The 25,706-nt window shown below is 68.1% G+C and carries 22 protein-coding genes, 1 pseudogene and 2 riboswitches; of the genes and pseudogenes, 12 read left to right on the plus strand and 11 right to left on the minus strand.

The annotated features are described in order from the left end of the window. Nucleotides 1-101 precede the first annotated feature (101 nt). A riboswitch (cobalamin riboswitch) is annotated at nucleotides 102-320 on the minus strand. Between the two features lie 251 nt (nucleotides 321-571). Continuing rightward, on the plus strand, nucleotides 572-1,144 hold the full coding sequence (locus V5B60_RS10500) for a Uma2 family endonuclease (protein WP_332346950.1): 573 nt from the start codon (nucleotides 572-574) through the stop codon (nucleotides 1,142-1,144). A gap of 172 nt (nucleotides 1,145-1,316) precedes the next feature. Here V5B60_RS10500 and V5B60_RS10505 read toward each other — a convergent pair whose 3' ends face one another. Further along, the gene (locus V5B60_RS10505; protein ID WP_332346951.1) at nucleotides 1,317-2,603 is read right to left on the minus strand and encodes a cobyrinate a,c-diamide synthase; all 1,287 of its coding nucleotides are present in this window, start codon (nucleotides 2,601-2,603) and stop codon (nucleotides 1,317-1,319) included. A 344-nt stretch (nucleotides 2,604-2,947) separates the two neighbouring features. Between V5B60_RS10505 and V5B60_RS10510 the strand changes: the two genes are divergently transcribed. From V5B60_RS10510 to V5B60_RS10540, 7 genes are all read left to right on the plus strand, one after another. Continuing rightward, nucleotides 2,948-3,070 carry a hypothetical protein gene (locus V5B60_RS10510; protein ID WP_324602176.1) on the plus strand — a complete coding sequence of 41 codons (123 nt, stop codon included), beginning with the start codon at nucleotides 2,948-2,950 and terminating at the stop codon, nucleotides 3,068-3,070. Further along, a complete protein-coding gene (locus tag V5B60_RS10515; RefSeq protein ID WP_332346952.1) occupies nucleotides 3,067-4,218 on the plus strand; it encodes an ImmA/IrrE family metallo-endopeptidase in 1,152 nt (383 codons plus the stop codon). Before V5B60_RS10510 ends, V5B60_RS10515 begins: the two co-directional genes overlap by 4 nt. Further along, nucleotides 4,215-4,745 (plus strand): DUF4411 family protein, encoded by a 531-nt coding sequence (locus V5B60_RS10520; protein ID WP_332346953.1) that lies wholly within the window; start codon nucleotides 4,215-4,217, stop codon nucleotides 4,743-4,745. The genes V5B60_RS10515 and V5B60_RS10520 overlap by 4 nt, the downstream gene beginning before the upstream one ends. 482 nt (nucleotides 4,746-5,227) lie before the next feature. Next, a complete protein-coding gene (locus V5B60_RS10525; protein ID WP_332346954.1) occupies nucleotides 5,228-6,841 on the plus strand; it encodes an eCIS core domain-containing protein in 1,614 nt (537 codons plus the stop codon). Continuing rightward, a complete protein-coding gene (locus V5B60_RS10530) occupies nucleotides 6,838-7,254 on the plus strand; it encodes a hypothetical protein (RefSeq protein WP_332346955.1) in 417 nt (138 codons plus the stop codon). Before V5B60_RS10525 ends, V5B60_RS10530 begins: the two co-directional genes overlap by 4 nt. 654 nt (nucleotides 7,255-7,908) lie before the next feature. Beyond that, entirely contained in the window at nucleotides 7,909-9,483 is a 1,575-nt protein-coding gene (locus tag V5B60_RS10535; protein WP_332346956.1) for a DUF3300 domain-containing protein, read from the plus strand. A gap of 77 nt (nucleotides 9,484-9,560) precedes the next feature. Beyond that, on the plus strand, nucleotides 9,561-10,403 hold the full coding sequence (locus tag V5B60_RS10540) for a DUF2950 domain-containing protein (RefSeq protein ID WP_332346957.1): 843 nt from the start codon (nucleotides 9,561-9,563) through the stop codon (nucleotides 10,401-10,403). Between the two features lie 244 nt (nucleotides 10,404-10,647). On the opposite strand, the gene pgaD is transcribed toward V5B60_RS10540, so the two are convergent. Genes pgaD through pgaA form a run of 4 tightly spaced genes read right to left on the minus strand, consistent with a single transcriptional unit; the run spans nucleotide 10,648 to nucleotide 15,894 of the window. Next, entirely contained in the window at nucleotides 10,648-11,118 is a 471-nt protein-coding gene (gene pgaD / locus V5B60_RS10545) for a poly-beta-1,6-N-acetyl-D-glucosamine biosynthesis protein PgaD (RefSeq protein WP_332346958.1), read from the minus strand. Continuing rightward, entirely contained in the window at nucleotides 11,073-12,356 is a 1,284-nt protein-coding gene (gene pgaC / locus V5B60_RS10550) for a poly-beta-1,6-N-acetyl-D-glucosamine synthase (RefSeq protein WP_332346959.1), read from the minus strand. The genes pgaD and pgaC overlap by 46 nt, the downstream gene beginning before the upstream one ends. Then, nucleotides 12,353-13,894, minus strand: a complete 1,542-nt coding sequence (gene pgaB / locus V5B60_RS10555) for a poly-beta-1,6-N-acetyl-D-glucosamine N-deacetylase PgaB (RefSeq protein WP_332346960.1) — start codon at nucleotides 13,892-13,894, stop codon at nucleotides 12,353-12,355. Before pgaB ends, pgaC begins: the two co-directional genes overlap by 4 nt. Further along, entirely contained in the window at nucleotides 13,882-15,894 is a 2,013-nt protein-coding gene (gene pgaA, locus V5B60_RS10560) for a poly-beta-1,6 N-acetyl-D-glucosamine export porin PgaA (protein WP_332346961.1), read from the minus strand. The genes pgaB and pgaA overlap by 13 nt, the downstream gene beginning before the upstream one ends. A 336-nt stretch (nucleotides 15,895-16,230) precedes the next feature. Between pgaA and V5B60_RS10565 the strand changes: the two genes are divergently transcribed. Then, nucleotides 16,231-17,076 carry a methyltransferase domain-containing protein gene (locus V5B60_RS10565; RefSeq protein ID WP_332346962.1) on the plus strand — a complete coding sequence of 282 codons (846 nt, stop codon included), beginning with the start codon at nucleotides 16,231-16,233 and terminating at the stop codon, nucleotides 17,074-17,076. A 10-nt stretch (nucleotides 17,077-17,086) separates the two neighbouring features. After that, nucleotides 17,087-18,457 (plus strand): APC family permease, encoded by a 1,371-nt coding sequence (locus tag V5B60_RS10570; RefSeq protein WP_332346963.1) that lies wholly within the window; start codon nucleotides 17,087-17,089, stop codon nucleotides 18,455-18,457. 231 nt (nucleotides 18,458-18,688) lie between these two features. Here the strand turns inward: V5B60_RS10570 and V5B60_RS10575 are convergent, their stop codons facing one another. The 3 genes and pseudogenes from V5B60_RS10575 to V5B60_RS22210 all read right to left on the minus strand — a co-directional run. After that, the gene (locus V5B60_RS10575; RefSeq protein WP_332346964.1) at nucleotides 18,689-19,399 is read right to left on the minus strand and encodes an RES family NAD+ phosphorylase; all 711 of its coding nucleotides are present in this window, start codon (nucleotides 19,397-19,399) and stop codon (nucleotides 18,689-18,691) included. Then, nucleotides 19,396-19,833, minus strand: coding sequence for an antitoxin Xre-like helix-turn-helix domain-containing protein (locus V5B60_RS10580; protein WP_332346965.1), 438 nt, complete (start codon nucleotides 19,831-19,833; stop codon nucleotides 19,396-19,398). Before V5B60_RS10580 ends, V5B60_RS10575 begins: the two co-directional genes overlap by 4 nt. A gap of 190 nt (nucleotides 19,834-20,023) precedes the next feature. Continuing rightward, a pseudogene (locus tag V5B60_RS22210) lies at nucleotides 20,024-20,356 on the minus strand (DUF1223 domain-containing protein); the annotation flags it as partial. A 468-nt stretch (nucleotides 20,357-20,824) separates the two neighbouring features. On the opposite strand from V5B60_RS22210, the gene V5B60_RS10585 reads away from it, so the two are divergent. After that, nucleotides 20,825-21,499, plus strand: a complete 675-nt coding sequence (locus V5B60_RS10585) for a hypothetical protein (RefSeq protein ID WP_332346966.1) — start codon at nucleotides 20,825-20,827, stop codon at nucleotides 21,497-21,499. A 70-nt stretch (nucleotides 21,500-21,569) separates the two neighbouring features. Next, entirely contained in the window at nucleotides 21,570-22,397 is an 828-nt protein-coding gene (locus tag V5B60_RS10590; protein WP_332346967.1) for a metallophosphoesterase, read from the plus strand. A 515-nt stretch (nucleotides 22,398-22,912) separates the two neighbouring features. Here V5B60_RS10590 and cobO read toward each other — a convergent pair. The 3 genes from cobO to bluB form a co-directional block, all read right to left on the minus strand. After that, nucleotides 22,913-23,500: a cob(I)yrinic acid a,c-diamide adenosyltransferase gene (cobO, locus tag V5B60_RS10595; protein WP_332346968.1), complete on the minus strand. Its 588-nt coding sequence runs from the start codon at nucleotides 23,498-23,500 to the stop codon at nucleotides 22,913-22,915. Beyond that, nucleotides 23,487-24,515: a threonine-phosphate decarboxylase CobD gene (cobD, locus tag V5B60_RS10600; RefSeq protein ID WP_332346969.1), complete on the minus strand. Its 1,029-nt coding sequence runs from the start codon at nucleotides 24,513-24,515 to the stop codon at nucleotides 23,487-23,489. Before cobD ends, cobO begins: the two co-directional genes overlap by 14 nt. A 63-nt stretch (nucleotides 24,516-24,578) precedes the next feature. Beyond that, the gene (gene bluB / locus V5B60_RS10605) at nucleotides 24,579-25,334 is read right to left on the minus strand and encodes a 5,6-dimethylbenzimidazole synthase (RefSeq protein WP_332346970.1); all 756 of its coding nucleotides are present in this window, start codon (nucleotides 25,332-25,334) and stop codon (nucleotides 24,579-24,581) included. Between the two features lie 41 nt (nucleotides 25,335-25,375). Further along, a riboswitch (cobalamin riboswitch) is annotated at nucleotides 25,376-25,561 on the minus strand. Between the last annotated feature and the right edge of the window lie 145 nt (nucleotides 25,562-25,706).

Consider the following 25,706-nt stretch of genomic DNA (forward strand, 5'->3'; position numbering starts at 1 on the left):
TCGAAGGCTGACGACCCGTCAGCCGAAAACCCCGAAGGAGGAAGGTGGTCTCGATGCGCAGCGGGCGCGACCAGAGACGCCTTCCCGTCACCCCGGGGAATGGTGCAATCCGGTTTCGGGCCGGTCTTCTGGCTTGCCCTCGATCTTCCCCGCGCCTTCCCGTGCCTGGGCACAGTGGCGGATTGCGGAGTCGTCAGGCTTACAGCAGCGGGGGCTGCGCCGGAATGGGTCACCGTCACCATGGACGGCCAACTTCACCGGCTTCCCGTTTCACCCGCCCCGTGACTACGGAGCAAGGCACCCGAAACGGGATTGATTATACGTCGAAAGGATCCTCTGCGGAGCTGCTGCCGCGATCAGGCTGCGGCGCCAAAGCGGCGGACGACTGCCGGCAGGTTGCGGGGCGAATGGATTGAGGCGTTCCCGGAGGCGTTCCCGGGGCCAGGTTCGACATTGCCGCCGCTTGTTGACGGATTCCATGACTTGACGACCCCGCCGGTGCGCGGAACACTGCACAGAGCGGCCTGGGCTGCTAGCATGCAGCTTTCCTCGCCGCAGAGAGGAGCACCCGATGCAGCACGATAGAGTGACCCGTTGGAGCGAGAGCGACTACCTGCGTGCGGAGCGCGAGGCGGTCGTGCGCCACGAGTATGTCGCCGGACAGCTCTTCGCCATGGCCGGCGGCAGCAAGGCCCACAACACGATCGCCCTGAACATTGCGGCGCGCCTGCGAACGCACTTGCGCAGCCGCCCGTGCCGTGCGTTCATTGCCGATATGAAAGTGCGAATCGAGGGAGCGCGCAGCCATTACTACCCGGATGGCGTCGTTACGTGCGACGCGGCAGACTTGGCGCCTGCCAGTCCGCGGGACTACTTGACGGCCCCTTCGTTGATCGTCGAAGTTCTCTCGGCGAGCACGGAAAGCATCGACCGTCGGGAGAAGCTGCTGGCGTACGCACAACTGCCGGGGCGTCTCGAGTACGTGCTGGTGGACAGCGCCAGCAGGCGGGTCGACATCTATCGTCAGGAGGCAGACGGCGAAATGGTGCTCGAGATTCCGGCGCCGGATGAACCCGTCCATCTCGACAGCGTGGGGCTTGCGCTCACTTTCGAAGAAATCTACGAGGAATCCGGCATCGACTGAAAGCGCCGCCGTGCTGGAGCGGGCGCTTCAGTGCGCTCCGCCGGCATGGCCGTGGTGTGTGTGCTGCATGCGGCCAGCAACCGCTGGAGCCAGTCGGGATTCGAGGCGTGGCGCGACGGGGAGTCGTGCAGGATCATGCGTCGAGAGAAGACGCGGCGAGCGACTGCAGCGATCAGGCACCGGCGCCGAAGAGGCGGGCGACCGCCAGCGGGTTGCCGGCGAAGTAGAAGTGGACGTAGGAAGCGGTGATCGCGCCCTGCCGGTAGATCGCCTCGCCGTCGCCGCCGGCCGGACGGCGCGCGCGACAGAGCGGTGCCAGTGGGGTGTCGCTCTGCGAATAGTGGAAGGTGTGGCCGGCGAGCCTGCCTTCTGGCAGGTCGGCGACCTGCATGCCGAGCGCCGCCAGGCGTCGCTGCATCACCGCCCGTCCGGGCAGCAGGCCGGCCAGCGCGTGCCGCCCGCCCTCCCGGTCGACCACCTCGTCGAACAGGCTCATCATGCCGCCGCACTCGGCGAGCAGTGGCCTGCCGGCGGCGACGTGACTGGCCAGCGCCTGCCAGAGGTCGCGCCGCGTCGATAGCACCGTCGCGTGCAGTTCGGGGTAGCCGCCAGGCAGCCAGAGCGCATCGCAGGCGGGTAGCGCGTCGCCGGCGAGCGGCGAGAAGAAGCGGATCTCGGCCCCCAGTTCGCGCAGCGTGTCGACGTTGGCCGGGTAGATGAAGCCGTAGGCGGCGTCGCGCGCGATCGCCACGCGGCGGCCGGCAAGCAGGGCAGGGACGGGCGCTGCTGCGGGCGCGGCGAAGTGCACCGGCGGCGGCAGGCCGACGCTCGCCGAGGCCGCCAGCGCATCGGTGAGACGGTCGAGGCGACCCGCCAGGTCGGCGATCTCGGCCGCCTGCAACAGCCCGAGGTGGCGTTCCGGCAGGCTGTCGTCGCTGCGCGGGATGGCGCCGAACCAGCCCATTCCCGCCGGCAGGCTGTTGCGCAGCAGTTCGCAGTGATGCGCGCTGCCGACCCGGTTCGCCAGTACGCCGGCAAAGGGCAGCGCGGGGCGGTAGGTCGCCAGTCCGTGCGCGACGGCGCCGAAGGTCTGCGCCATCGCCCGCGCGTCGATCAGCGCCAGTACCGGAATGCCGAACAGGCAGGCGATGTCGGCGGCCGATGGATCGCCGTCGAACAGCCCCATGACGCCCTCGATCAGGATCAGGTCGGAATCGGCAGCGGCGCGCGCCAGGCGGATGCGCGCGTCGTCCTCGCCGCACATGCCGAGGTCGAGGTTGTAGCACGCGCGTCCGCTGGCGACGGCGTGGATCTGCGGGTCGAGGAAATCGGGGCCGCACTTGAAGACGGTGACGCGTCGTCCCTGGCGCGCGTGTAGGCGGGCGAGGGCAGCCGTCACCGTCGTCTTGCCCTGGCCAGAGGCGGCAGCGGCAATCAGCATTGCCGGGCAGTGCGGCATGGCTACAGGTCCTTATCGGGCAGGGTTGCTGCCCTTTCGCGGCGAGCGGGAGAACGGGTGAGCGGCATGGTTTTCTCCGGGGATCCGGTTGCGGGCCAAGTGGGGAGGGTGTCGAGGATAGCACGCGCGAACGGGCATCGCTGCCGTCGAGTGGTCCGCGTTCGGCGCGCAAGGGCCGTGCCTGTTCCTCCACCAGAAGGCCGGGTCGCCGGTGGCTCAGCGAGGCTCTGGTCAAGCGGGGTGCATGCTGCCACAATCTTCGGTGACACGTTTCGGAATGGGGATACTCATGGTCGCGGTTGCTGCTGTCGTTCGCTGATTCGTCGGCTCACGGGACGAAGAAGATGGAAATCGAGGTGCTACAGCGCTTCGAGCTACCTGTTCCCTCGCTCGAGGAGCAGCGCGCCATCGCCGCGCTGATCGCTGCCGCGGTGACTGGTCAGCTCGAAGTGGGGGCTGCGGCATGACGCGCGTGCCGGTCAAGCCGGAGCTTCTGCGCTGGGCCTGTGCGCGGTCCCGGATCGACGAGCTCGATCTGAGTGTACGTTTCCCGCAAGTCGATGCGTGGGAGCGAGGAGAGAAGCAGCCGACGATCAAACAGCTCGAGGCGTTCGCCAAGGCCACGCATACGCCCCTTGGCTATTTCTTCCTCCCTGAGCCTCCTGTCGAGCGCCTGCCCATTCAGGATTTCCGCACCGTGGACGAGGATGTTGCTCGGCCGAGCGCGGACCTGCTCGACACGATCTTCGCCATGCAGCGCCGTCAGGACTGGCTTCGCGAGGAGCGTCGCGACGGTGCAGCCGAGCCAGTCGAGTTCGTCGGGAGTGCGCGGCTCTCCGACGACCCCGAGGCCGTCGGTCGCGAGATGCGTCGCGTGCTCGGGCTCGATGATGGCTGGGCGGCGGATGTGAAGACCTGGGCGGAAGCCGTGGGCGAGCTGCGGCGACGCACAGAGAAGCTCGGTGTGATCGCGGTGATCAATGGCGTCGTCGGCAACAACACCGCTCGCAAGCTCGACGTGCACGAGTTTCGCGGTTTTGCCCTGACGGACTCCTACGCGCCGCTGATCTTCGTAAACGGAGCCGATGCGAAGTCGGCGCAGATGTTCACGCTTGCACACGAGCTCGCGCACGTTTGGCTCGGACGGGACGGCGAAGGACTCTCCGGCTTCGAAGGCATTTTCCCGGGTGACCAGCGCATCGAGAGATTCTGCGATCGTGCAGCGGCCGAGTTTCTCGTGCCGGCCGGCGAGCTGAAGAAAAAGTGGCCGACGGCGAAACTCGAAGACGACCTATTCGAGCGCCTCGCGCGTCATTTCAAGGTGAGCCCGATCGTCGCGGGACGACGCGCAATGGATCTGCGGCTCGTAGGTCGCGACGTGTTCTTCAAGTTCTACAAGGACTACACGCAGCGCGAACGGGATCGCGTAAAGACCGCGGGCGGCGGCGACTTCTACAACACGCAGAACACCCGGCTCGGCGAGAGCTTCGCGCTTGCCGTGATGCGGGCAGCGCTTGCGGGGCGGTTGAGCTTCAAAGAGGCGTACGATCTCACCGGTCTGCGCGGCGGTACGTTCCAGGAGTACGGGCGTCGACTGGGAGTGCCGCTGCCATGAAGAAGCGCGCCGTCTACGTCCTGGACTCCGACGTCTTCATCGCGGCAAAGAACGCCTACTACTCCTTCGACATCTGTCCCGGCTTTTGGGACGCGATCGTGCAAGCGTACCGGCACGACCGGGTTCGCAGTATCGATCGCATCAAGGCCGAGCTGGTCGCAGGGCAGCCAAAGGAAGACCTCGTCGTGTGGGTCAAGGAAACGGTCCCTGCTGGCTTCTTTCACGGTACCCAAGCAAAGGCCGTGCTTGATGCGTACACCGAGATCGCGCTCTGGGTCCAACGCAGCACACAGTATCTCGATCGCGCGAAGGCGAAGTTCGCGACCGAGGCCGACGGTTGGCTTGTCGCCTACTGCATGGTTCACGGCACCTGCGTCGTGACCAATGAGCAGCCGAGGCCCGACTCCCGCAGCCGAGTGCTGCTGCCCGACGTGTGCACGCAGTTCAAGGTGCCCTCCAAAGATACGTTCACCATGCTCCGGAGCTTGGCCGTTAAGCTCGACCTTCGTGCGCAGGAAGCGACATGACCGACGCGACCCCGCTGGAAGGCGAGCTGATCCTCGACCGCACCGCCGACGACGCAGTGCGTGTCGAGGTGCTCTGGCAGCCTGTCGGACTTGACCACGTTGCCTGCGAGAAGTGGGAAGACGGCTCATTTCCCCCGTATTTCTGCACGCATGGAACAACTATTGATGGCCAGTTGCAGGCATCGCCGCGCCGCGATCCTCGCCCGGTCGTGGCGCTCCGTCGCCACGCTTGCGCCGCTGCATGGTTGCCGGCGGGGCCGGTCATGATCCGTCGGATCCGGGAAGACTTGCGGAAGCGGTGTCCGGTCCTCTATCCTGAGTCTCTCGCCGGTCGGGAACGTCTGTCCCGACGCTTCCCGGGCACCCGGCGTCTGGGGAGAAGCGTCATGGTCCATACGAGGACGGCGTTGCAGCGGCGCCAGCAGGAATCCCGCACGACCCCGAAGATCTCCGAGCCGGGGGCTGTGCCTGCAATGCAGGGAATGCCGAGGTTTCTCGCGGTCGGCTCGGCCCGGCAATCGGCGAACGATGTCGCGCGCGACGGGATGCAGGGCCCCGGCCGGGCGCTGGCGCACGGCGAGCGCATCCAGGATTCGTTCGGATCGCGGCACGATCTGTCCTCGGTGCGGATGCACGTCGGCCGGAGTTCGGGCGAAGCCTGCGAGCGGCTCGGTGCCGCCGCGTTTGCGACCGGCTCATCGATCGCGTTTCGTGCCGACCCCGACCTCTGGCTCGCCGCGCACGAGGCGGCGCATGTCATCCAGCAGCGCCATGGCGAGGGGCCGCCCGCCGGGCTCGACTCGCCAGGCGACCGCCACGAGCGCGCGGCGAGCGCAGTGGCCGATCGGGTGGTGGCGGGGAAGTCCGCCAGGGATCTGCTGCCGCGCGGTGAGCACCGGGCCGCCGGCGGTTCAGGCGTGGTCCAGCGCTACACGATCGAAACGCTCGGAGGAGGACGTGCGCAGGTTGGCGAGAACAAGCAGACGGCGCTGTTCGGGTCGCAGACGCTTTATGCGACATCCGGACTCATCAGCGGAGCGAACACCAAGCTTCAGGCAGCGGGAAAACAGGGCTCGTCCATCGAGCTGAAAGCGGTCGGCGGCTCGGTCAGCGTCGATGGCAACTCGCTGACCGGCGTCCAACCGGAATTCCTCGCCAAGCCGGGGAGCCCCCACTCGGGCGTGGAAAAGGCCAATGCGCCGGGTGGCATGGACACCGAAGGAACCGCCAATGGCCCCATGGCCCTGTGGACCGATTGCGGCCGTTCGTCGGCGGCGGTGACCGGTTCCTCCGGCGGTGGCGACCGCAGTGTCGTCTATTTCGACAACGGCGTCGCCAAGCTCGGCAAGGGCGTCGATGACTCGACGGTTTCGGACTGGCTCAAGGGAGAGCCGAACCAAATGGCGAACCAGGTCTACATGGATCTGATGCCACGCTTCATCGAGCGCTCGGACAACGCGGCATTCGTCGTCGAGGGAGTGCACTACGATTGGCAAGGCAACACCGCATCGGGCGCCTTGGCGGGTGCGGCCGTCGGCGCCGGGCTCGGTGCCCTGATCGGCAGTTTCGTTGGCGGCTTGGGCGCGGTTCCCGGGGCAGTCATTGGCGGCGTGGCAGGAGCAGTCGGCGGCGCGATCGTCGGTTCGCGGGTCCGCAGCAAGGTCTTTCGCAAGCCCGCCAGCATTGCCGAAGCCAAGGCGATGTACCTGGCGCTGGGCAACGCCGGCATGGACAAGTTTGACAAGGAGGCGGGGATCAACTTTTATGCCAATCCGGAGATCGGCGAGTCGTACTCGATGGCGACCGAGGGCGACATGCCGGGTTTCAAGTCCTATCCGGGCAGGGACACATGGAACTACCACTGGGCCGGCGTCGTGATGAAGGATGGTGGCGACAACATCACGCTCGAAAACTATGCCGTCACCGAGAAGTACGCGGCGAGCAAGGGGGTCAGCCAATATGATTTCATCGACCGCCAGTGGAATTTTGCGATGTACGGGACGGTGGACAAGAGCCAGACGTTCCACCAGGAGCACCTGGCCAGCAAGACGCATGGTTCGCACGCGACGTCCATCGCGGTCAGGACCGACCAGTGAGCAAAGCGGAGACCGGGCGCCACGAGTTGCCGCCGCGCCTTGATCGCGCCGAGCAGCTGAGGCGGCTCGATGGGCAGCGGGTCCGCCTCGTCGGAAGCTACCTGTCCGTGCCCAGCCTGAAGAGGATGCCCCGTCCGGGCGGGCCGCCCGAGTACGTGGATCTGGGCGAGGTCGTCATTCAGATCGAGGGCAGTGCCGCGGCCTACGACCCGGCGGCCGGCGACACGCCGGCACGCATCGGGCTCGGCAACGCCGCACGCCCGAGCGAGGAGATCGCTCGGTTCAACGATCGCCGCGTCTCGGTCGAAGGTCGAATCGTGCTACGTGCCGAGGCGGCTTTGACGCATCGTTCAGCGGCGCGGAGACCCAATCCGGTATTGCAGGACTCCAGCGGACTGCGCCTCGAGGAGTGAATTCGGCTGCGAGCCAAGAGGGCGAGTCACAAAGGGCCGACTCGTTTTCCGATCCGCCCGTTCGGCATGTGGCCACCCAGGGCCGAGATTCACACCCTTCGGCCAGGCGCGTCCTGCGCACCGGCAAGCCCATCGCCGAGATCATTCCGATCGCCGCTGACCTGCCTTCATGGCAGCGGCGCCGCGCGCAACCCTTGGTTCTGGATGGCGTTTCAGTCAGATGCATGATTCTCGAAGAGCGCGAAACGGCTCCTTGAGGAAGGAGTCGCGATGTGCGTCTTCTTTGGCACCTCTGCCTTCGACCAGGTGGCGAACCCGGTCGACAAGGATCTGCCGCCACGCTCATCGAGCGCTCGGACAACGCGGCACCCGTCGTCGAGGGTGTGCACAGCGATTGGCAAAGCAACATGGCGCCAGGCGCCCTGGCGGGTGCGGCCGTCGGTGCACGGGCACTGATCCGGATGCGATTCAGATGACTTTTCAGGCGCTGGCGGGTCCAGATTCGACATTGACCGTGCTTGGGGAAGGCTCCTATACTCCCGTCGGTGGCGTCGTTTCATTCCCGTCGGTGCTCGGTGCCGTTGGATTTCCTGTGCTTCCAACCGCAAGACGAGACTCCACATGGGTCATGTCGTGTCTTGTCGTGGAGGAGCCATGGAAATGCCTTCGATCCTGCGTGGCATCGCCGCGCTCTTTGTCGCGATGCTCCTGCTGTTTGCCGCGCAGGTGCGCGCCGCCGACCCGCCGAAGTTCACCGTCGAGCAGCTTGACCAGATGCTGGCGCCGATCGCCCTTTTTCCGGATGCGTTGCTGGCGCAGGTGCTGATGGCGACCACCTACCCGAAGGATGTCGCCGAAGCCGTGCAATGGGCGCTCGCCAACCGCAGCCTGAAGGGGGACGATGCGGTCAAGGCGGTGCAGGACAAGCCCTGGGACCCCAGCGTGCAGTCGCTGGTCGCCTTCCCGCAGGTGCTCGCCATGCTCGGTGAAAAGCCCGAGTGGGTAAACGACCTCGGCGACGCCTTCCTCGGCCAGCCGAAGGAGGTCATGGACTCGGTGCAATTCCTTCGCGCCAGGGCCAAGGACGCCGGCAACCTGAGCAGCAACGAACAGCAGGTCGTCACCGTCGAGGCGGCGCCACCGCGGCCCCAGACGATCGTGGCCAATGCGCCGCCACCGCCGGCGCAGATCATCAGCATCGCGCCGGCGACCCCGCAGGTCGTCTTCGTGCCCATCTACAACCCGGTTCACGTCTTCGGCCCATGGTGGCACCCGCTGTTCCCGCCCTTTTTCTTCCCGCCGCCGCCGGTTTGGGGATTCGGCTGGAACCCGGTCGCCACGGCGATCTGGTGGGGGGTCGGCATCGGCGTCACCAATGCGCTGTGGGGCGGCGTCAACTGGGGCCGGCGCGACGTCAATATCAACGTCAATCGCTGGAACAACATCAACGTCAATAACCGCATCACGTCCAATGACCGGAACGTGAACTGGAACCACAACCCCGGCAACCGGCGGGGTATCCCCTATCGCGATGCCGCGACGCGCGATCGGCTGCAGCAGGCCAGAATGGGCGAACGCGGCGGACTTCAGGACCATCGTGGGCGTGAGGACCAGCGTGCGCAGGCGCGATCGGCACTGAGCGATCGTATCGGCGCCGAGAATCTGGAGCGCAATGCGCTGCGTGACATTGACCGCAGCCAGATTCCGCAGCGGCCGGCGGCCGGGTCCGGCGCGGGCGCGCGCGATCGGGCGGCCGGCGTCGATCGCGGGCAGGTGCAGGACCGGGCAGCCGGCATCGACCGCAACCAGGTCCACAACCGTGCCGCCAAGGTCGACCGGAGCGCGGTTCAGGACCGCGCGGGGAACATCGATCGCAGCCAGCTGCAGAACCGGGCAGCCAACATCGATCGCAGCCAGGCCCAGGACCGCGCGAGCAACATCGACCGTAGCCAGCTGCAGAACCGGGCAGCCAACGTCGATCGCAGCCAGGCCCGTGACCGCGCCGCCAACATCGATCGCGGCCAGGTGCCGAGTCGCAACGAAAGCGCCGCGCGAACCAATCGCGACAACGCCTTGCGCGGCGCGAACGATGGCCGCCAGACGCGACAGCAGATCGACCGTGGCCACGCCAGCCAGGCCGCCCAGCGCCAAGCCTCCGGCAACCGGCAAGGCAACATCGCCCGCCCGGCGGGCGGTGGCGGCGGCGCCGCCCAGCGGCTGCGCAATTGACCGAGACGGGCCCGATGATGGGAGATCGCATGATGAAGAATCGCTGGTTGCAGGGGATCCACGCGCTGCTGTGTGCGTTGGCGCTGTCGGGGCAGGTGGCGGCCGGCGGTGTGCAAAGGACGTTCGCCTCGCCGGAACAGGCGGTGACTGCGCTGGTGGATGGCGTGGCGCGCAACGACGGGGCCGAGGTGCGGTCCATTCTTGGCATCCAATCGGAAAAGCTGGTGCCGCTTGACAGCGTCTCCCTTGACGATCGTCTGGCCTTTCTCGCCGCTTGGGCGCAGGGTCATCGCATCCTGGACGATGGCGGCAAGGTGGCTCGCCTCGAACTCAGCACTGGCTGGACCCTGCCGATCCCCTTGGTACACACCAGTCAGGGCTGGGTTTTCGACACCCAGGCCGGCAAGGCCGAAGTGCGCGTTCGCCGCATCGGCCGCAATGAACTGGCGGCGATAGAAACCATGCGCGCCTACGTGCAGGCGCAGGAGGAATATGCCGAGCAAGACCGCAACGGTGACGGCATCCGCGAGTTTGCCCAAAAAATCGTGAGTTCCCCGGGCAAGCGGGATGGTCTCTACTGGCCGACGGCAGAGGGCGAGCCGGAAAGCCCGGTGGGTCCGCTCCTCGAGACAAGGGACCTGAAGGACGGCTACCGCGGCTACCGGTTCAGGATTCTCAAGGCACAGGGCAAGGCGGCGCCGGGCGGTGCGCGCAGCTATGTCAAAGACGGGCGCATGACGGAGGGTTTCGCACTGGTCGGCTGGCCGGCCCGCTACAACGAGACGGGCCTGATGACCTTCATCGTCAACCAGGACGGCGTCGTTTACCAGAAGTACCTGGGTCCCGATACCGCCGCCATAGCTGGCGCGATGACACGCTTCGACCCCGACGCTTCTTGGGCAGCGCTGACCGCGCGCTGAGGCAGGGACAGGAGAGGAATCCGGCTGTTGCGGACGCCGCCCCCGGGGAGCGGGTCATTTGCGGGCGTTTTCACGGGGGGTGACGGCGGCCGTGGCCGTACCGGCAGACAGGCCTGTCCCGGGATGCTCGCACATGGCTTTGACCGCGCTTGGATGACGCGCCGGCAGCTGGTCGTCGCCGCGCGGGATGGTGCCGAACGAACTGCTCCCGGCTGATGGACTCTCGTCCGGATCGCGCGACTTCTCATCCCCTGGCGTTGGTGACGCGGCCGCGAGGGCCGTGTTCGACGTAGAGAATCTGCGCCTTTTGCCATGCGGCAAGCTTCTCCGGGTCGAGGGCGGCGCCGGTGGCGAGGCGGTCGATGCCAAGGGGCCGCCAGCGGTCGTCGGCCGTGCCGATGCGCGCCTTCAGTCTTTCGCGCAGCGCGCCGACGAGAAACACGAGAACGGTGACGCCGGCGACGTAGGGCATCACCTGCACCAGCGAGAGAAACGTGGCGAGGCTGATCTGACTCGGGAAGAGGATGTCCGGAAGGTCGTAGCCGAAATGCCGGCCGAGGGCGAAAAGAAAAGGAATCCACATGGCCAGCCAGAGAAGCCAGGCGAGCGCAGTGATGACGACAGCCGACACCCGCCGCAGCGGGTGCGCCAGGTCGGGCCGCTCGATGATCAGCGGGAGGCGTCGGGCTTGATGCCGCGGTCGGGACTCGTCCATCGGGCGCGTTTCTCGCCGTCACGAAAAAGGATCTTTGGCACGGCCACCACCGAGGTGGCAGCCGTGATGGCCCAGTAGATGATCGGATACCAGATCATCCAGAAATAGTTCTTCAGCAGGCCCCGGTCGTAGGGCCGGTCGAGGACCAGGCTCAGCATGATCTGCAGCAGGCAGGTCGTTGCGATCAGCAGTCCGGCCCACCCCAGCAGCAGGATCGGCGCGCTTTGCAGGTCGATCCGGTAGACCAGCAGGTCGATGACGCGGTAGGTGGCGAGCAGTGCGAACAGGTAGGCCCACATGATGCTCATTCCGTACTCGACGCAGAGTGGCCACATGGCGGCGTTTTTCGGTGACAGAAGTTGCGGCGTGTAGTCGAGCAGTACCTGGGTGCCGCCCATCGACCAGCGCAGACGCTGCTTCCACAGCCCGCGCAGGGTTTCCGGCATGAGGATCCAGCACAGGGCGCGCGGCTCGAAGCGGACCTCCCAGCCGGCCATTTGCAGCTTCCAGGAAATGTCGACATCCTCGGTCAGCTTTTCCGGGCTCCAGTAGCCGACCTCGTGCAGCGCGCTGCGGCGGAAGGCGGCGATCACTCCGGCAACGGTGAAGATCAGGCCGACCGAGCGCTGGGCGCGCTTGATCAGGCCGACGATCGACGAGAATTCGCCGACCTGCAGGCGGCCAAGCAGGGTCGACCGGTTGCGCACGCGCGGGTTGCCGGTGACGGCGGCGACGTCGGGCTCGTCGAAATGGCGCACCAGCCAGTTCAGGGCGCAAGGGTCGAGGCGTGCATCGCCGTCGATGCCGACGAGGATTTCGGCGGCCGTCAGCAACGCGGCCGTGTTGAGGCCGACCGCCTTGCCCTGGTTGGCGAGCTGATGGATGACGCGCAATTTCGCGAAGCGTGCCGCCAGCGCGTTGAGCAGTTCGCCGGTGCGGTCCGTGCTGCCGTCGTTGATGGCGATGACTTCGTAGTTCGGGTAGCGCAGCTCCATCAGGGCTTCGACGGTCTCCTCGACATTTGCCTCCTCGTTGTAGCAGGGGACGAGCACGGCGATCAGCGGGTAGTCGTCGCGCGGCGGCGGCTGGTCGACGATGCGGTGCGGGCGGCGCTCGAAACGCAGGTAGAACGCAATGCCGCCGATCATCCAGACGACCGACATCAGCACCGGGTAGAAAAAGACGTAGGCGAGGATGGCGCTCCAGAAATCGCCGAGCAGGACCGGCAGCGGGGTCATGGCAGTTGCGGCTGCCAGCGCAGCGAGAGGGAAGGGAAGATCGGCCCCATCAGGCTCTCCGGCAAGCCGCCGACGCCGAACTGGCGGAAGCCGGCGGCTTCGAGCTGCCGCATCTGGCGGGCGATGGTTTCCGGCGGCAGCGAGGGGTCGAACTCGAAGAGGACCTGCCGGGCCATTTCCTTGGGAACGGTTGCGAGGTGCTCCGTGCCGGCAGGCAGCACCATCAGGTCACCGGGGCGCAGCGCCGCCCACTGCGCGGCAGTCGGTGGCTGCGCCGGCGCCCAGGCGATCTGCAGCGGCCAGACCCAGCGTGTGGCCGCCTCGCGGAGGCGCCCGGCGGCGGCGCTGTCGGGCGCGGCGCGCACGCGCAGGCCGGCAAAATTGACCTGCCGCGCGAGGTCGGCGACCAGTTCCGGTTCGGCGAGCCAGGCGGCCGGCAGGTCGATGAAGACCGGCACGCCGGCGCGGCGCTCGGTCTGCCAGGCGATGTGGTTGAGCTGGTCGTCGGCGAGCGGACGCAATCCGGTCGGGAACAGAGCCATTTCCCGGCCGTCGCGTTCGATGGTCGGTTTGACGAAGGCGATGTTCGGGCTCAAGCTCAGCAGGCGGTCGAGGGTCGGCGATAGGCCGTCCTCGCCGACTGGCCAGGTGGCGGGGTCGACCCCGACGCTGCGTGCCGGGTTGGCGTCCCAGGTGACGCGCAGCATTTCGGCGAAGGCCTGCAGCGAAGGGCTGTTCTCGATCAACTGGCGTTTCCAGGTGGACTTCGGCGTGCCGGGATCGTTGAAGCCGTCGACCAGCGTCAGGCCGATCGGCATGCCGAGCTCGCCGGCGACCTCCTGGGCGGCCTGGTTGCTGCGCCCGTAGGGCCAGACGATGATCCGCGGCGCCTTGCCGGTGTGCTGGCTGATGCTGTCGCGAAGATCATGGCGCAGGCGGGCGAGGTAGGCGGCATCGTCCTCGTAACGGCCGTTGGCGTACAGGCGGGTGGTCGTCGCCGGCTGCGTATTGCCCTGCGGGTTGGCGAGAATGCCGCGATGCAGGCCGTAGGAATGCGAGGCGACCTCGACCAGCCCGGAGGCCTGCATTTCACGAACCTGCTGCCAGCTCAGGAACTTGCTGCGCGCGACCGGCTTGCCGTCGTAGTCGACCATCTGGCCTTCGCGGACGTCCATCCAATGGCCGACCAGGGCGATGACCGCGGGGTAGTTGAACAGCTTGAGCAGCGGAAAGACGCGCGTGTAGGCATCCTTGAACCCGTCGTCGAAGGTCAGCAGGATGGCGTTGGGCGGCAGTGGCGGGCCGCCGGCGCGGGCGGAGAGGATCTGGTCGACGCTGACCGGATGGAAGTCGTTGGCCCTGAGCCAGGCGAACTGCCGGGCCAGATCGCTGGCGCGGACGGCGGTCGGGGTCAGCGGCTCGTTGTCGGCAACGACCTCGTGGTAGCTCAGCGCCATGAAGCGGGCGTCGGCGGCTGGCGCCGGCGCGGCGGCGAGAGCCAGCAGGACGCCGAGGAGGCTGCGGATCAGAAACGCCATAGCAGGACCAGATTGGCGAAAGTGCGGCCTTCGCGCTCGCCGTCGTAGGGGCGCAGCAGGCGGCCGATGCCGTAGCGCAGCGAGAGGTCGCGGTCGATCTCCCAGCGGTGGCCGTATTCGATGGCCTCGATGGCACCGGAACCGTAGAACTCCTGCCAGTAGGTGCCGCCGGTCAGCGCGAGACGCTGGCGGAAGGAGTGGTCGTAGCTGCGCCAGGTGAGGTGCTCGACGGCTCCGGTCAACCACAGCGAACGGTCGCTTTTCGGGTTGAAGTAATTGACGGGGGCATTGAGCGAGTTGCGCGAGGCGTCGGCGCCGAGCGTCGTCTCGAACATCCACTTCGGGCCGCTCAGCCAGCGTTCGAACCACAGGGCGTTGACGCCGCGGCGCAGGTTGCCGTCGGAAAAATCGCTCGCATGCACGCCCAGCCCGAGCCTGCGCGCTTCGTGCTGGCGCCAGTCGACGCCGAGGCTGACGCGGCTGGCGTGGATGCCGTCGGCGACGGCGCGCAGCGGGATCTGGTTGGTCACGCTCTCCGCGGCGCCGTAGAAGGTCCACTGGTCGTCGGGCTTCCAGCGCACGGTGCCGGTGACGCCGGTCCTGACCCCGCTGCCGCCGTTCACCTCGCCGGTCACCCGCCAGCCGAGATGGCGCCATTCAGCGCCGGCGCCGGTGCGGATCCAGCTCTGGTTGTCGCGGTTGAAATCGGCGCTGGCCGAGTAGTTGTGGGCGAAGACCCGCCAGGTGTCGTTGATCGGCCGGCTGTAGAGGAAGCTGTCGATCGCCCAGTCGCGGCTGCCGAAGAAATTGACGTCCTGCCCCTCGCCATAGCCGGCTTCGACGTGGAGCTCGTGACTGTCGTACAACTCGTGACTGCGGCGGGCGCGCCGCACGGCGCCGCTGTCGGCGTCGAGCTCGCTGGCATGGTCGAGAGCGGCGCGGGCGGCGGGCCAGTCCTGCAGGGTGAGCAGGTTCTCGGCAAGATCGGCGTGCAGCGCCGGGTTGAGCGGGTCGCTACCGATGGTCCGGCGCAGCATCTCGCCACCCTGGTGCGGCCAGCCGCGGGCCAGCGCGAGGCTGGCCGATGACTGGCGGGCTTCGCTGTTGTGGGGAATCGTCGCATGGCGGGCATCGATGCGCGTTTGCGCTTCGCCGAGGCGGTCGGCGAAGATGCGCACGCGGTCGGCGGCGATGTCGGCGCTCAGGCGCTCGCCGTTGTAGCGGCCGTCGAGATGGCGACGCTCGGGCAGGCGGGCGGCGTAGCGGTCGATGTGCCCGGTGGCGGCGTCGAGCTGCTCGGTCTCGACCAGGGCGTAGAAGAGCCCGAGGTTGCCGTCGAAATCGTCCGCATTGTCGGCGACCACCCGCTGGTAGAGGATCAGCGCCTCCTGCGGCCGGCGCAGTTCGAGGTAGCTGCCGGCGACGTCGCGTTCTGCCCAGAGGGGAACCGGAATGTCGCGGGCGAGCAGGCTTTCGTAGAGCATGACGGCATCGGCGGCGCGGCCGCGGGCGGCGAGCGCGCTGAGGCGGTCGGTCAGGCGGCGCCGGTCTTCAGCGTCCGGCAGCTTGCCGGCGAAGAACTCTGCGGCGAGCGCGTCGGTTGCGGTCAGCGCGATGTCGAGGCGCACGAAGCGTTCCGGTCCGCGCAGGGTGTTGCGGTCGACGATGCCGTAGCGGATGTCGAGGGCGATGATGTCGCCCTCCATCGCCCGCCGATCGGCTTCGGAAAGAGGTGCATCGAGCGCGGCGGCCTGCGTGAAGAGGCCGAGGCGCATGGCGGCCACCCAGGCAGCATGGCGCGCCTCGACGTTGTCCGGCTGGGCGCGGAGGATGGCGAGCTGGCGCCCCAGTTCCGGCGCCCAGTCGTCGCCGCCGATGGCTGCCGCTGGCGCCGGGGCGGGATGCCTGGCCCTTGCCGGCATCAGCCACTCCTCGCCGGCGCTCGCCGTCAGCGTGGCAAGGGTGAGGGAAAGCGGCAAGGCGCGGCGCAGACCGTTCATGGCGACCGATTGTAGCGTCTTCCGGCGGCGGGGTTCCGCTTTCCGGACCGGCGCCGACCACCCGTCTGGCCAGTGTGTGGTTCCTTGCACAGTGGCCGCTGGGCGGCGATGTGCGGCGCTGGCGGAATTCGCCCGGCGTCATCCCGTTCGCTGACGCGTTCATGCCGATCGTGGCGCCTGCATCGTGCAGCGGAATCGCCCGCTCGGACCGGCACCCGTCGCCGATGCGCAGCCGGTCGCTGTCGCTGATCGATGCGCAGGCGGACCACCGGCGCCTGCGGCTATACTCCACAGCGAATCACTCGCCCCCTGCCGCATCCGATACGCCTGCCGAACATGCCTGCACAGTTCCTCCGCGTCCTTGCCAGCAGCGTCCTGATCCTTGGGCTGGCGCACCCCGTCCATTCCGCCAGAAACTACGGCGACGAGCAGTTCCGCCTCGAACACGGGTACGACGGCAAGGACGTCTTCTGGGCGCCGACGCCGGACGCCATGGTGATGCTGATGCTGCGGACCGCCAGGGTGACGCCGACGGACATCGTCTACGACCTCGGCGCTGGCGAGGGGCGGATTCCGATCGCCGCGGCACGGGCCTTCGGCGCCCGCGCGGTCGGCATCGAGCATTCGCCGGAGGTCGCCGCGCTGGCGCGGCGCAACGTCAAACGCGCCGGCCTCGAGGGGCGGGTGAGGATCGTCACCGGTGACCTCTTCGTCGAGGACTTTTCCGAGGCGACGGTGGTGACGATGTTCCTGACACCTGTCCTCAACCGCAGGCTGCGGCCTCTCCTGCTGCAGATGAAGCCGGGCACGCGCATCGTCTCGCACAGTTTCCACATGGGCGACTGGCAACCCGATGCGACGATCGCGACCGAGAATGCGGAGGGCTTCTTCTGGATCGTGCCGGCGCAGGTGGCGGGCGAGTGGTCGCTGCGCCTGCCGGGCGAGGCCACGTCGTCCCACCTGCAGTTGCAGCAGGCCTACCAGCAGGTGTCCGGCACCCTCGCGCTCGGCGAGCGGAGCGTTGCCGTCGCGGGCCGGCTACAGGGGGCGACGCTGCAGTTCGACTACGTCGGGCCGGACGGCACGCCGGCAACCGTCACCGTCGCCGTCGATGGCCAGCACCTCGCCGGCGAGCAGCAACACCCGCGGGCCAGCGGCCGGGTGAGCGGCGAACGCCGCTGAAGCGTCGGCCATGCCTGCCCGCGGCGAGCAACCCCGCCACCTGCTGCGCACGACGGGTGCGGTGGCCATCGTCGTCGGCATCGTCGTCGGTGCCGGCATCTTCAAGACACCGGCGATGGTCGCCGGCATCACGCAGGATCACGGCTGGCTGATCGCCGTCTGGCTGGCCGGCGCCCTCGTCTCGCTCGCCGGCGCGCTGTGCTATGCCGAACTGTGTGCGGCCTACCCACATGCCGGCGGCGACTACCACTTCCTCAGCCGCGCCTGGGGCAAGCGCTTCGCCTTCCTCTACGCATGGTCGAAGGCGATGGTGATCAACACCGGCTCGATCGCCCTGCTCGCCTACGTCTTCGGTGACTACATGTCGCGTGTCGTCGATCTCGGCGCGCATTCTTCGGCTCTCTGGGCGGTTGCCATCATCATCGCGCTCACCGCCGCCAACATCCTCGGGTTGAGCTTCGCCGCCCGCTTGCAGACGGCGATGGTGCTGCTGCTCGTCGGTGGGCTGGCGGCCGTCGTCGTTGCCGGCTTCGCGGCACCGGCGGCTGAACTGACGTCGCGTCCGTCGCCGGCCTGGTTCGCCAGCACACCGCCGGCCGGCATGCTCGGCCTGGCGATGGTGTTCGTGCTGCTCACCTTCGGCGGCTGGAACGAGGCCGCCTACCTCTCGGCCGAAATGCACGGCGGCGCACGCGCCGTCGCCCCGGTATTGATGATCAGCCTGAGCCTCATCACCGCCCTCTACCTGCTCGCCAATCTCGCACTGCTGCACGGGCTCGGCCTCAGCCGGCTTGCCGCCAGCAAGGCCGCCGGTGCCGAGGTGCTCGGTCTGCATTTCGGCGCCTGGGGCGAGCGCCTGCTCGGCGTGCTCGTCGGGCTTGGCGCGCTGACCAGCATCCATTCGACGATGATCGTCGGCGCCCGCGGCAACTACGCGCTCGGCCGCGACTGGGCGCCGCTGCGCCGCCTGGGCCGCTGGTCTGCCGGGCGGGGTGCGCCGGTGAACGCCTATGTCGTGCAGGCGGCCATCAGCCTCGCACTGGTCGTCTTCGGCACCTTCCAGGCCGATGGCTTTGCGGCGATGGTGGAGTTCACGGCGCCGGTCTTCTGGGCCTTCCTGTTCATGGTCGGGATGGCCGTCTTCCGGCTGCGCCGGCGCCAGCCCGGGATCGAGCGGCCCTTCCGCGTGCCGCTCTACCCGCTGACGCCCATCGTGTTCTGCGCCGCGTGCGCCTGGCTGGCGTGGTCGAGCGTCGCCTACGCGGCGAGCCAGGCGGCGGTGCACGTCTCGCTGCTGCTGATGCTGGCCGGTCTCGTCGTGCTCGGCGGGCTGCTGCTGCATCGTCGCCTCGTCGGCCAGCGTACTTCCGGTTCGCCATAGTGCCGGCGTCTGCCTCTGGCCTCTTGAGGAGACCAGGAGTGCAGACCTATTGATTCCCAAGGCGAACGAACGGGTTTCATCGTCGATTGGCTTACATCGCAAGGAAATGGTTCGCGGTCGTGCGCGCGCCCCAAACGTGGAGACGTCCCGTATCCGGCTGCGCCAGTGGATGCTGGCGCGGCAGCGGTCGTCATGGCGGTGGGGCCGGGTTGCGCTGTCCCGTCGATCGCTTCACGAGCCTCCTGTTTCCTGGTGGTCGAGTCTCTCCACCCGGGGTTGCCAGTTGCCCGTCCAGGTCAGGCGAAACGATGCGGCGCGGCGAGGATTGCCGACCAGCGCCGGCCGGAAGCAGGCGAGGTTGGTCCCGCCGGAGCGGCGCACGCTGGGGTAGATGATTCCCAGCGAGCCGGCGTCGAGCAGGCGTGCCGCGAGACCCTGCGCGGCGACATAGCTGCCGGGGTCGAGGCAGGCGGCAAAGGTCTGCGGGTCGCGCAAGTCGTGGAACTCGCCGCTGAAGTCGGCGAGCAGTTCCTGGTAGTCGACGCTGTCGTCGAAGCGGCCGATTTCCTCGTACTCGACGGTCTTGTGGAAGATGATCTCGGCGAGTGCCGTTGCCAGTTCGAAGGCGCAATACCAGGCGCCACGCTCGCCGTCGTTGAAGCGGCTGCCTTCCGGGCGAGGGTAGGTGAAGGCGGCATTGACGATGCGGAAGTTCGGCACGCCGAAAACCAGTTCGTCGACGCCGATTCCCGGCAGCCCGCCACGCTCGCCGATCAGTCGTTCGTTGCTGGCGTTGTCGAGTTCGAACAGGTCGCGCAGGTGGTCGAGGTTGTCGGCGATTGCGCTCAGCACCGAATCCTCGCGCTCGGCAAAGCGCGAAGGAATCAGCCGTACCGTATCGCTTTGGCGCAGGCGCGACAGGCGCGGCTCGGGCGGGTTCACAGGCCGCCGCGCCGCGCCTCGAGCAGTTTGCGAACGGTCTGCATCGCCAGCAGACCGCCGCCCAGCATGAAAGCGAGCGGTGAGCGGCCGGCGAAAATCCGGTTGTTGTTCGGCAGGCTGACCCACTCGTCCGCCAGCTTGTCGCCGTAGAGAATGTGCAGGGCCTTGTAGATGCCGATCAGGTAGGAGATGCGGGTGATCCGATCGACTTCGAGCAGCCGGTCGGGGTTCTTCTTCCACTCGTAGAAGGCACTGCTCGACAGGCCGCCGAGCAGCTCGCGCGCGTCTTCGTCGCGCAGTCGCCAGGCAGCGGCCAGATTGAAGAAGCCCTGCAGCGCCGATTTCGACAGACGCTCGCGCTCGGCGCGCGAATTGAGATCGACAAGAGCCGCAGGTTCGAAGCGGCTGGCGGGGTAGGCATAGGCAACATTCATCCGGTAACTCCTTTCCCGGACAGTTTACACTCCGTTTTAGGGATTGCAAGGTGAATTGTCGATTTCCGGGTGCCGCGGCGCCACCGCTTGCCGCGATCGTTTCGTGCCCGGGGTGTAGATCGCCGGACTGGTGGCGAAGTGGCCGAGGTCGCGCTGCCGCGCGGCGAACTGGCGCCGCGCATAGCGGGTCCAGCCAGCCGATGTCGTCCCGGTGGTCCGCATGCAGCGACAACGCGACGATCCGGTCAGGGCCGTAGCGCGCCGTCAGTCCACTCAGCCAGCGGTCGGCCAGCGGGCAACGGCTGCAGCCCTCCGACGTGCAGATCTCGACGAGCGCCACCACATGCGGCCGGCTGTTGTGCTCGCAGGCAGCCGGCGCGGCAGCGTGTGCCCTTGCCGCGCGCGCGAGGGCGGCGAGGAGCAACAGCGGCAAGGCGACGGAGCAGGCCGTGCGCGTCTTCAGGCGAGTCGATGGCCCTTCGCCGCCTGCCGATGGGGAGTCCTTACCGAGCGGGTCGACCACGCATCGGCATGATCCTGCTCGTTTTCCGTATGGCGTGTTGTGCTCCGGTTTTCTGCTCGAACCGCTTGCTGTTGTCGGGCGCGTTCAGCTGGCGATTCGCTGCGCGGGCCTCCCTGGCGTTGCCCTTGCCCGATCCGCCATGTCGCCGGGGAAGAGGGCTTTGCCGTCGCCGCGGCCCGTTCTGACCACCGCCAACCGCGGTCTGCGCCTTGAGCGGCTCGGGAAAACAGTCACGGCGTTTGTTGCCGATGGCCTGCTTCGAGGTTGACGACACCAGGCGCGGTTCATAGACTGCACGTCAGTGCTGCCTGTCATCGTCGCCAGAAAGGCTGGGTTCCCCCCCGCTTGCTCCGTTGTTCTCGTGCCTTGGAGGTCGTCCAGCTGCGCCAGTTGCTGCGTCGGTTGTGTGTCTTGTTCCTCGTCGCAGTGGCGGCGTCCCTTCCGTCGGTACACGCTGCGTGGGGCGATGTGAGCTACGATCCGAACCCCGCCAGGATCGATGAGGATCAGGCTGCCCAGTTCGATGCCTTCGGTCTGCTGACCGATGTCGGTTCCCTGTCCCTCGGCGGCACGTCGGCTCGTCAGGACTTCGCAAGCGGTTTCGTCAACGCGCGGGCGCTCACGGACTGGGTGAAACTGGGTGACAACCGCGTGCGCTGCGGTCCTGGCGACAGCTTGCAGCGGATCGACTGGCGCAGCCGGATGGGCCAGATCGATCCCGGCGCCACCGCCTGCGGCCTCTTCCACCCGCGCGGCACCTACGGCAATGCGGCGGGCGTCTCCGGCGAGCCGCTCAACGACATGCCCGACCACTCCTTCCTGAACGCCGATTCCGTTGCCGGAACGGCGAAGCCCTGTCTAGTCATGCAGTTCGAGCGGCCGATCGTCTGCGTCGGGTTGTCGATCAGCAACGATAGCAGTGACGTCGGCGGCCGCAGCCGTTTCGATCTTACCGGCGGCGGTGCGGCAGGACCGCGCTGCGCAAAGCCGGTCGCGAGTTCGCAGGACTCCGCGTCGACATCCGTCAGCGCCTGGGCGCGCGCGACGCGCGTGCTGCAGAGGCTGCACTTCAACACTGCGGTTCCCTGGCCAAGCCGTGGCCGCTTGCTATCGGCTGCGGCAGGCCGTCCGGCATCGTGCTGAGCGGGAGACGTGCCGGCGAGGGTTTGCGTCCGCCAATGGCGCCGGGCTCATCGGCGCCGCCGGTAGCGCGATGAAACGCACGCGGCTTGCCCTTGCTGCCCTCGTGCTCGGGATCGCCGGCTGGAGCGTCGGTATCGAGCCGGGCTGGCTGCAACAGCGGCAGCTGGTGCTCGCTGCGCCGGCCTGGGATGGACCGCCGTTGACCATTGCCGTTGCTGCCGATTTCCATGTCGGCGCCCCGCACGCCGGGCTGCCGATGCTGCAGCGGGTGGCCGACCAGCTCAATGCCGCACACCCGGACCTCATTCTGCTCCCCGGCGACTTCGTCATTCAGGGCTTCGTCGGTGGCCAACCGGTCGCGCCGGAAGACGTTGCCCGAGTCCTCGCACGGCTGCGGGCACCCCTAGGCGTCTTCGCCACACTTGGCAACCACGACTGGTGGTTGGACGGGGAGCGCGTGCGCAAGACACTGGAAACCGCCGGCATCCAGGTCATCGACAACCGCGCGCTGCCGCTCGCCAGCGCCGGCGGCAGGCTGTGGCTGGCCGGCATCGGTGACGACACGACCGGTCACGCCCGCCCGGATGCGGCTTTCGCTGGCGTACCCGCCGACGCCCGGCTGATCGTGATCATGCACGATCCGGCGAACGCCGCCGCCTTGCCGCCACAAACGATGGTTGCCTTTGCCTGCCACACCCACGGCGGCCAGGTCCGGCTGCCGTTGATCGGCGCGCTGATCACACCGGGGCGAGCGCCTCGCCGCCACGCCTGGGGCTGGATACCCGACGCACCGGCACCGACCTGGGTGACGGCCGGCATCGGGACCAGCATCCTGCCCATTCGCTTCAACTGCCCGCCGGAAACCGTCGTCCTGCGTCTCGGCGGCACGGACGACTGATGCGGGGCCCGGAATTTCCCGCCGCTGCCCCAATGGCGAGGAAGCCGACCTTGACCGCTGGCTGCTCGCCAAGGTAGCCAACGGACCGCAGCCCGGAGCGCCGCGGTTTGGCATCGAACACGCTGCTGGATTGACTGTGTGGCTGCCTGGCCGGGCAGCGTCGGCGGGTGTCCGGGTCTCGCCGGGCGCGGCGCAGGTAGCGGTCACCGGCCGCAGCGCGGCGGGCGGCCTGCCGCTCGCCGTGATGTGGCGTCCGTTGACTTCGGCTGCACACCCGAGCGGCTGCTTCGCCTTTCCCATGCTGCGCGAGAGCGCCGGCGCCCCTTCAGGCAGCCTTGCCCGGGGAGAGCCCTGGCAGCCTGTTGGACTTGATCGGTCGGAGCGAAAAGAGTGAGAGGCGAGCGCAGTTTTTCACCGATTTCAAGCGAATGGTTGTTCTCTTCGTGCAGAGATACGCGGAGAAATGAGCCGTCTTCCCCCTTCTTGCAACCGACTTGGTCAAGTCCGACAGGGCGCTAGTATTCCACCCCCGGCATCGCCCGGACTCCCGCGCGGAAAGCGTGCTTCTCCATGTTCATCTCGGTCACCGTGTCGGCGATCTCGCGCAGCGCCGGCGGCGCGCCGCGGCCGGTGACGATCGCGTGCTGCAGCGGCGGCCTTGCCTGCAGCGCGGCGATCACTTCGGCGAGCGGCAGCCAGTCGTACTTGAAGGCGTAGGTCAGCTCGTCGAGGATGACGAGGTCGATTGCCGGGTCGGCGAGGTGGCCGCGGGCGACCTGCCACGCGGCAGCGGCGGCGCGCGCGTCGCGCTCGCGATCCTGCGTCTCCCAGGTGAAGCCCTCGCCGCCGACGTGCCAGGCAACGCGGACGTGGCCGCGGAAGAAGGCTTCCTCACCGGTGTCCGAACGGCCCTTGACGAACTGGACGACGGCGGCGCGCAGGCCATGCCCGAGCGCGCGCGCGAGGACGCCGAAGGCAGCGCTCGACTTGCCCTTGCCGTTGCCGGTGTTGAGCAGCAGGATGCCGCGCTCCTGCCGTGCCGATTCGATGCGGGCGTGCACCACCGCCTGCTTCTTCTGCATGCGCTCCTCATGCGTCGGCATGCATTGCTCCCGGCTGGGTCATGGCGGCCTGCTGCGGCAGCGACTGCAGGGCGACGCGCAGCCGCTGCCAGTCGTCCTCGCCGGCCGGCAGTCCGAAGCGCAACAGGCCGTGCGCGGCGAACAGACGTGTCAGGATGCCGCGCCGTGCCAGATGGTCATGGAGCTGCGCGCCGTCGGCGCGGCGCAGCGTGGCGAAGAGCGCCGTGCCGCGGACTTCGCCGTGCGTGGCGAGCAGGGCGTGCAGGCGCTCGCCGGCGGCGAGCAGGCGGTGGCGTGCGGTCCGTTGCCAGTCGAGGTCGGCGAGTGCTTGGCGCGCGACGCTCCTCGCCGGGCCGGAAACCGTCCACGGGCCGAGTTCGGCGCGCATTCGCTGCAGCAGTTCCGGGGCGGCGAGGACGAAGCCGACGCGCGCGCCGGCGAGGCCGAAGAACTTGCCGAGCGAGCGCAGGACGATCAGCCGCGGCGCCGCTGGCGTGCCGGCGAGATCGGCGACGCTGTCGGCGGGCGTCGGGTCGATGAAGGCCTCGTCGACGATCAGCCAGCCGCCGCGACGCTGCAGTTCGTCGGCCGCGTGCAGCAGGGCGGCGCGCGTGTGGGCGCTGGCGGTCGGATTGTTCGGATTGCACAGCAGGACGTAGGGGGTGGCGGCGGCGAGTGCGCGTGACAGGCTGCCCTCGATCAGTCGCACGTGGTGGCCAGCTTTCTGCCAGCAGTGCGGGTGCTCGGCGTAGAGCGGTGCGACGCAGGCGACGGCAGCGCGCGGCAGCAGTGCCGGCAGGAGCTGGATCGCCGCCTGCGAGCCGGCGACCGGCAGCAGGCCGGGGCCGCCGTAGAAGCTGGCGGCGGCGGCTTCGAGGCCGTCGTCGTCTTCCGGCAGACGCTGCCAGGCACTCGCCGGCAGTGGCGGCACCGGCCAGGGGTCGGGATTGATGCCGGTGGACAGGTCGAGCCATTCGCCGGCCGGAATCCCGTAGTGCGCCGCCGCGGCGCACAGGCGGCCGCCGTGCTCAAGCATGCGCGCCGCCAGCGCTCAGTATGGCGGTCAGGCAGCGGCGTTGCCGCCGGGTACGCTGGCGGCTCATGCCGGCTGCACGTGCAGCCGCTGCAGTTCGTCCTGCAGGCTGCTCACGGTTGCCGTCAGCGCTTCCGCCGGCGGCGTCCGGGTGACGCCCCATTGCTCGTAGTAGAGCAGGTCGGCGAGCGGCAGGCGCGGCAGCCAGCCGGATTTCTCGAGCTCCGGCCGGTCGTTGAAGTGGCTGACCCAGCCGATGCACAGGTAGGCGATCGGCACGATGGCGTGCGGCATCGCCAGTGCATCCTGCAGCGCCAGCTGGTGGAAGATGCTCACCCAGCCGACTCCTAGTCCTTCGGCACGGGCGGCGAGCCACAGGTTCTGCACCGCGCAGACGCTGCTGTAGAGGTCCATGCTCAGCATGTGCGTGCGGCCGAGGACGACCGGTCCGCTGCGCGAGCGGTCGCAGGTGACGCAGAGGTTGATCGGCGATTCGAGGATTCCCTGCAGCTTCATGCGGCTGTAGAGTGCGCGCTTGTCGTCGGGGAAGAGGCGCTCGGCTTCGGCGTTGGCGGCGCAGAAGACATCATGGACGCGCTGTTTGACCGCAGGCGAGCGGACGACGAGGAAGTTCCACGGCTGCATGAAACCGACCGACGGCGCGTGGTGAGCGGCCAGCAGCACGCGGCCGAGGACGTCGTCGGCGACCGGGTCGGGGAGAAACTGGCCGCGCACGTCGCGGCGGCTGTAGATCGCCTGGTACACCGCTGCGCGGTCGGCGTCGGAGAAGGCATGCGCCAATGGCGCACCCGGGTTTTCCATCGATTCCCCTTCTGGAAGAACTGTCGCTGCCTGGCCGGGCAGTACCTGCTCGTCTCCCGGCCGGTCTTCTGACTTGGATTCACCCGTCCGATGCGCCTTCCCGACTCGCGTCAGTGGCCAATGCATCGCCCGTCCTCCTCACAGCGCTGGGCACGTGGCGGATTCGCACCGCCTTCCCGATTCTCCGCCGATGCGTGCTCGGCGGCACCCGGAGACTCCCGCCCGGATCAGTCCGGGCGAGCGTGATGGTGCCACAACTGCCGGTTTTTTTCATCCGCCGCGCAGCGTCGCAGCGTGATGCAGTCGCTTCGCGCTGGACGGTCAGTCCCCGTTCGCTTAGGCGGCGGCCCGCATCCGGACGCCGGCTGCCTG

This window comes from Accumulibacter sp. (assembly GCF_036625195.1).
In the GTDB taxonomy this organism is placed as follows: Bacteria; Pseudomonadota; Gammaproteobacteria; order Burkholderiales; family Rhodocyclaceae; genus Accumulibacter.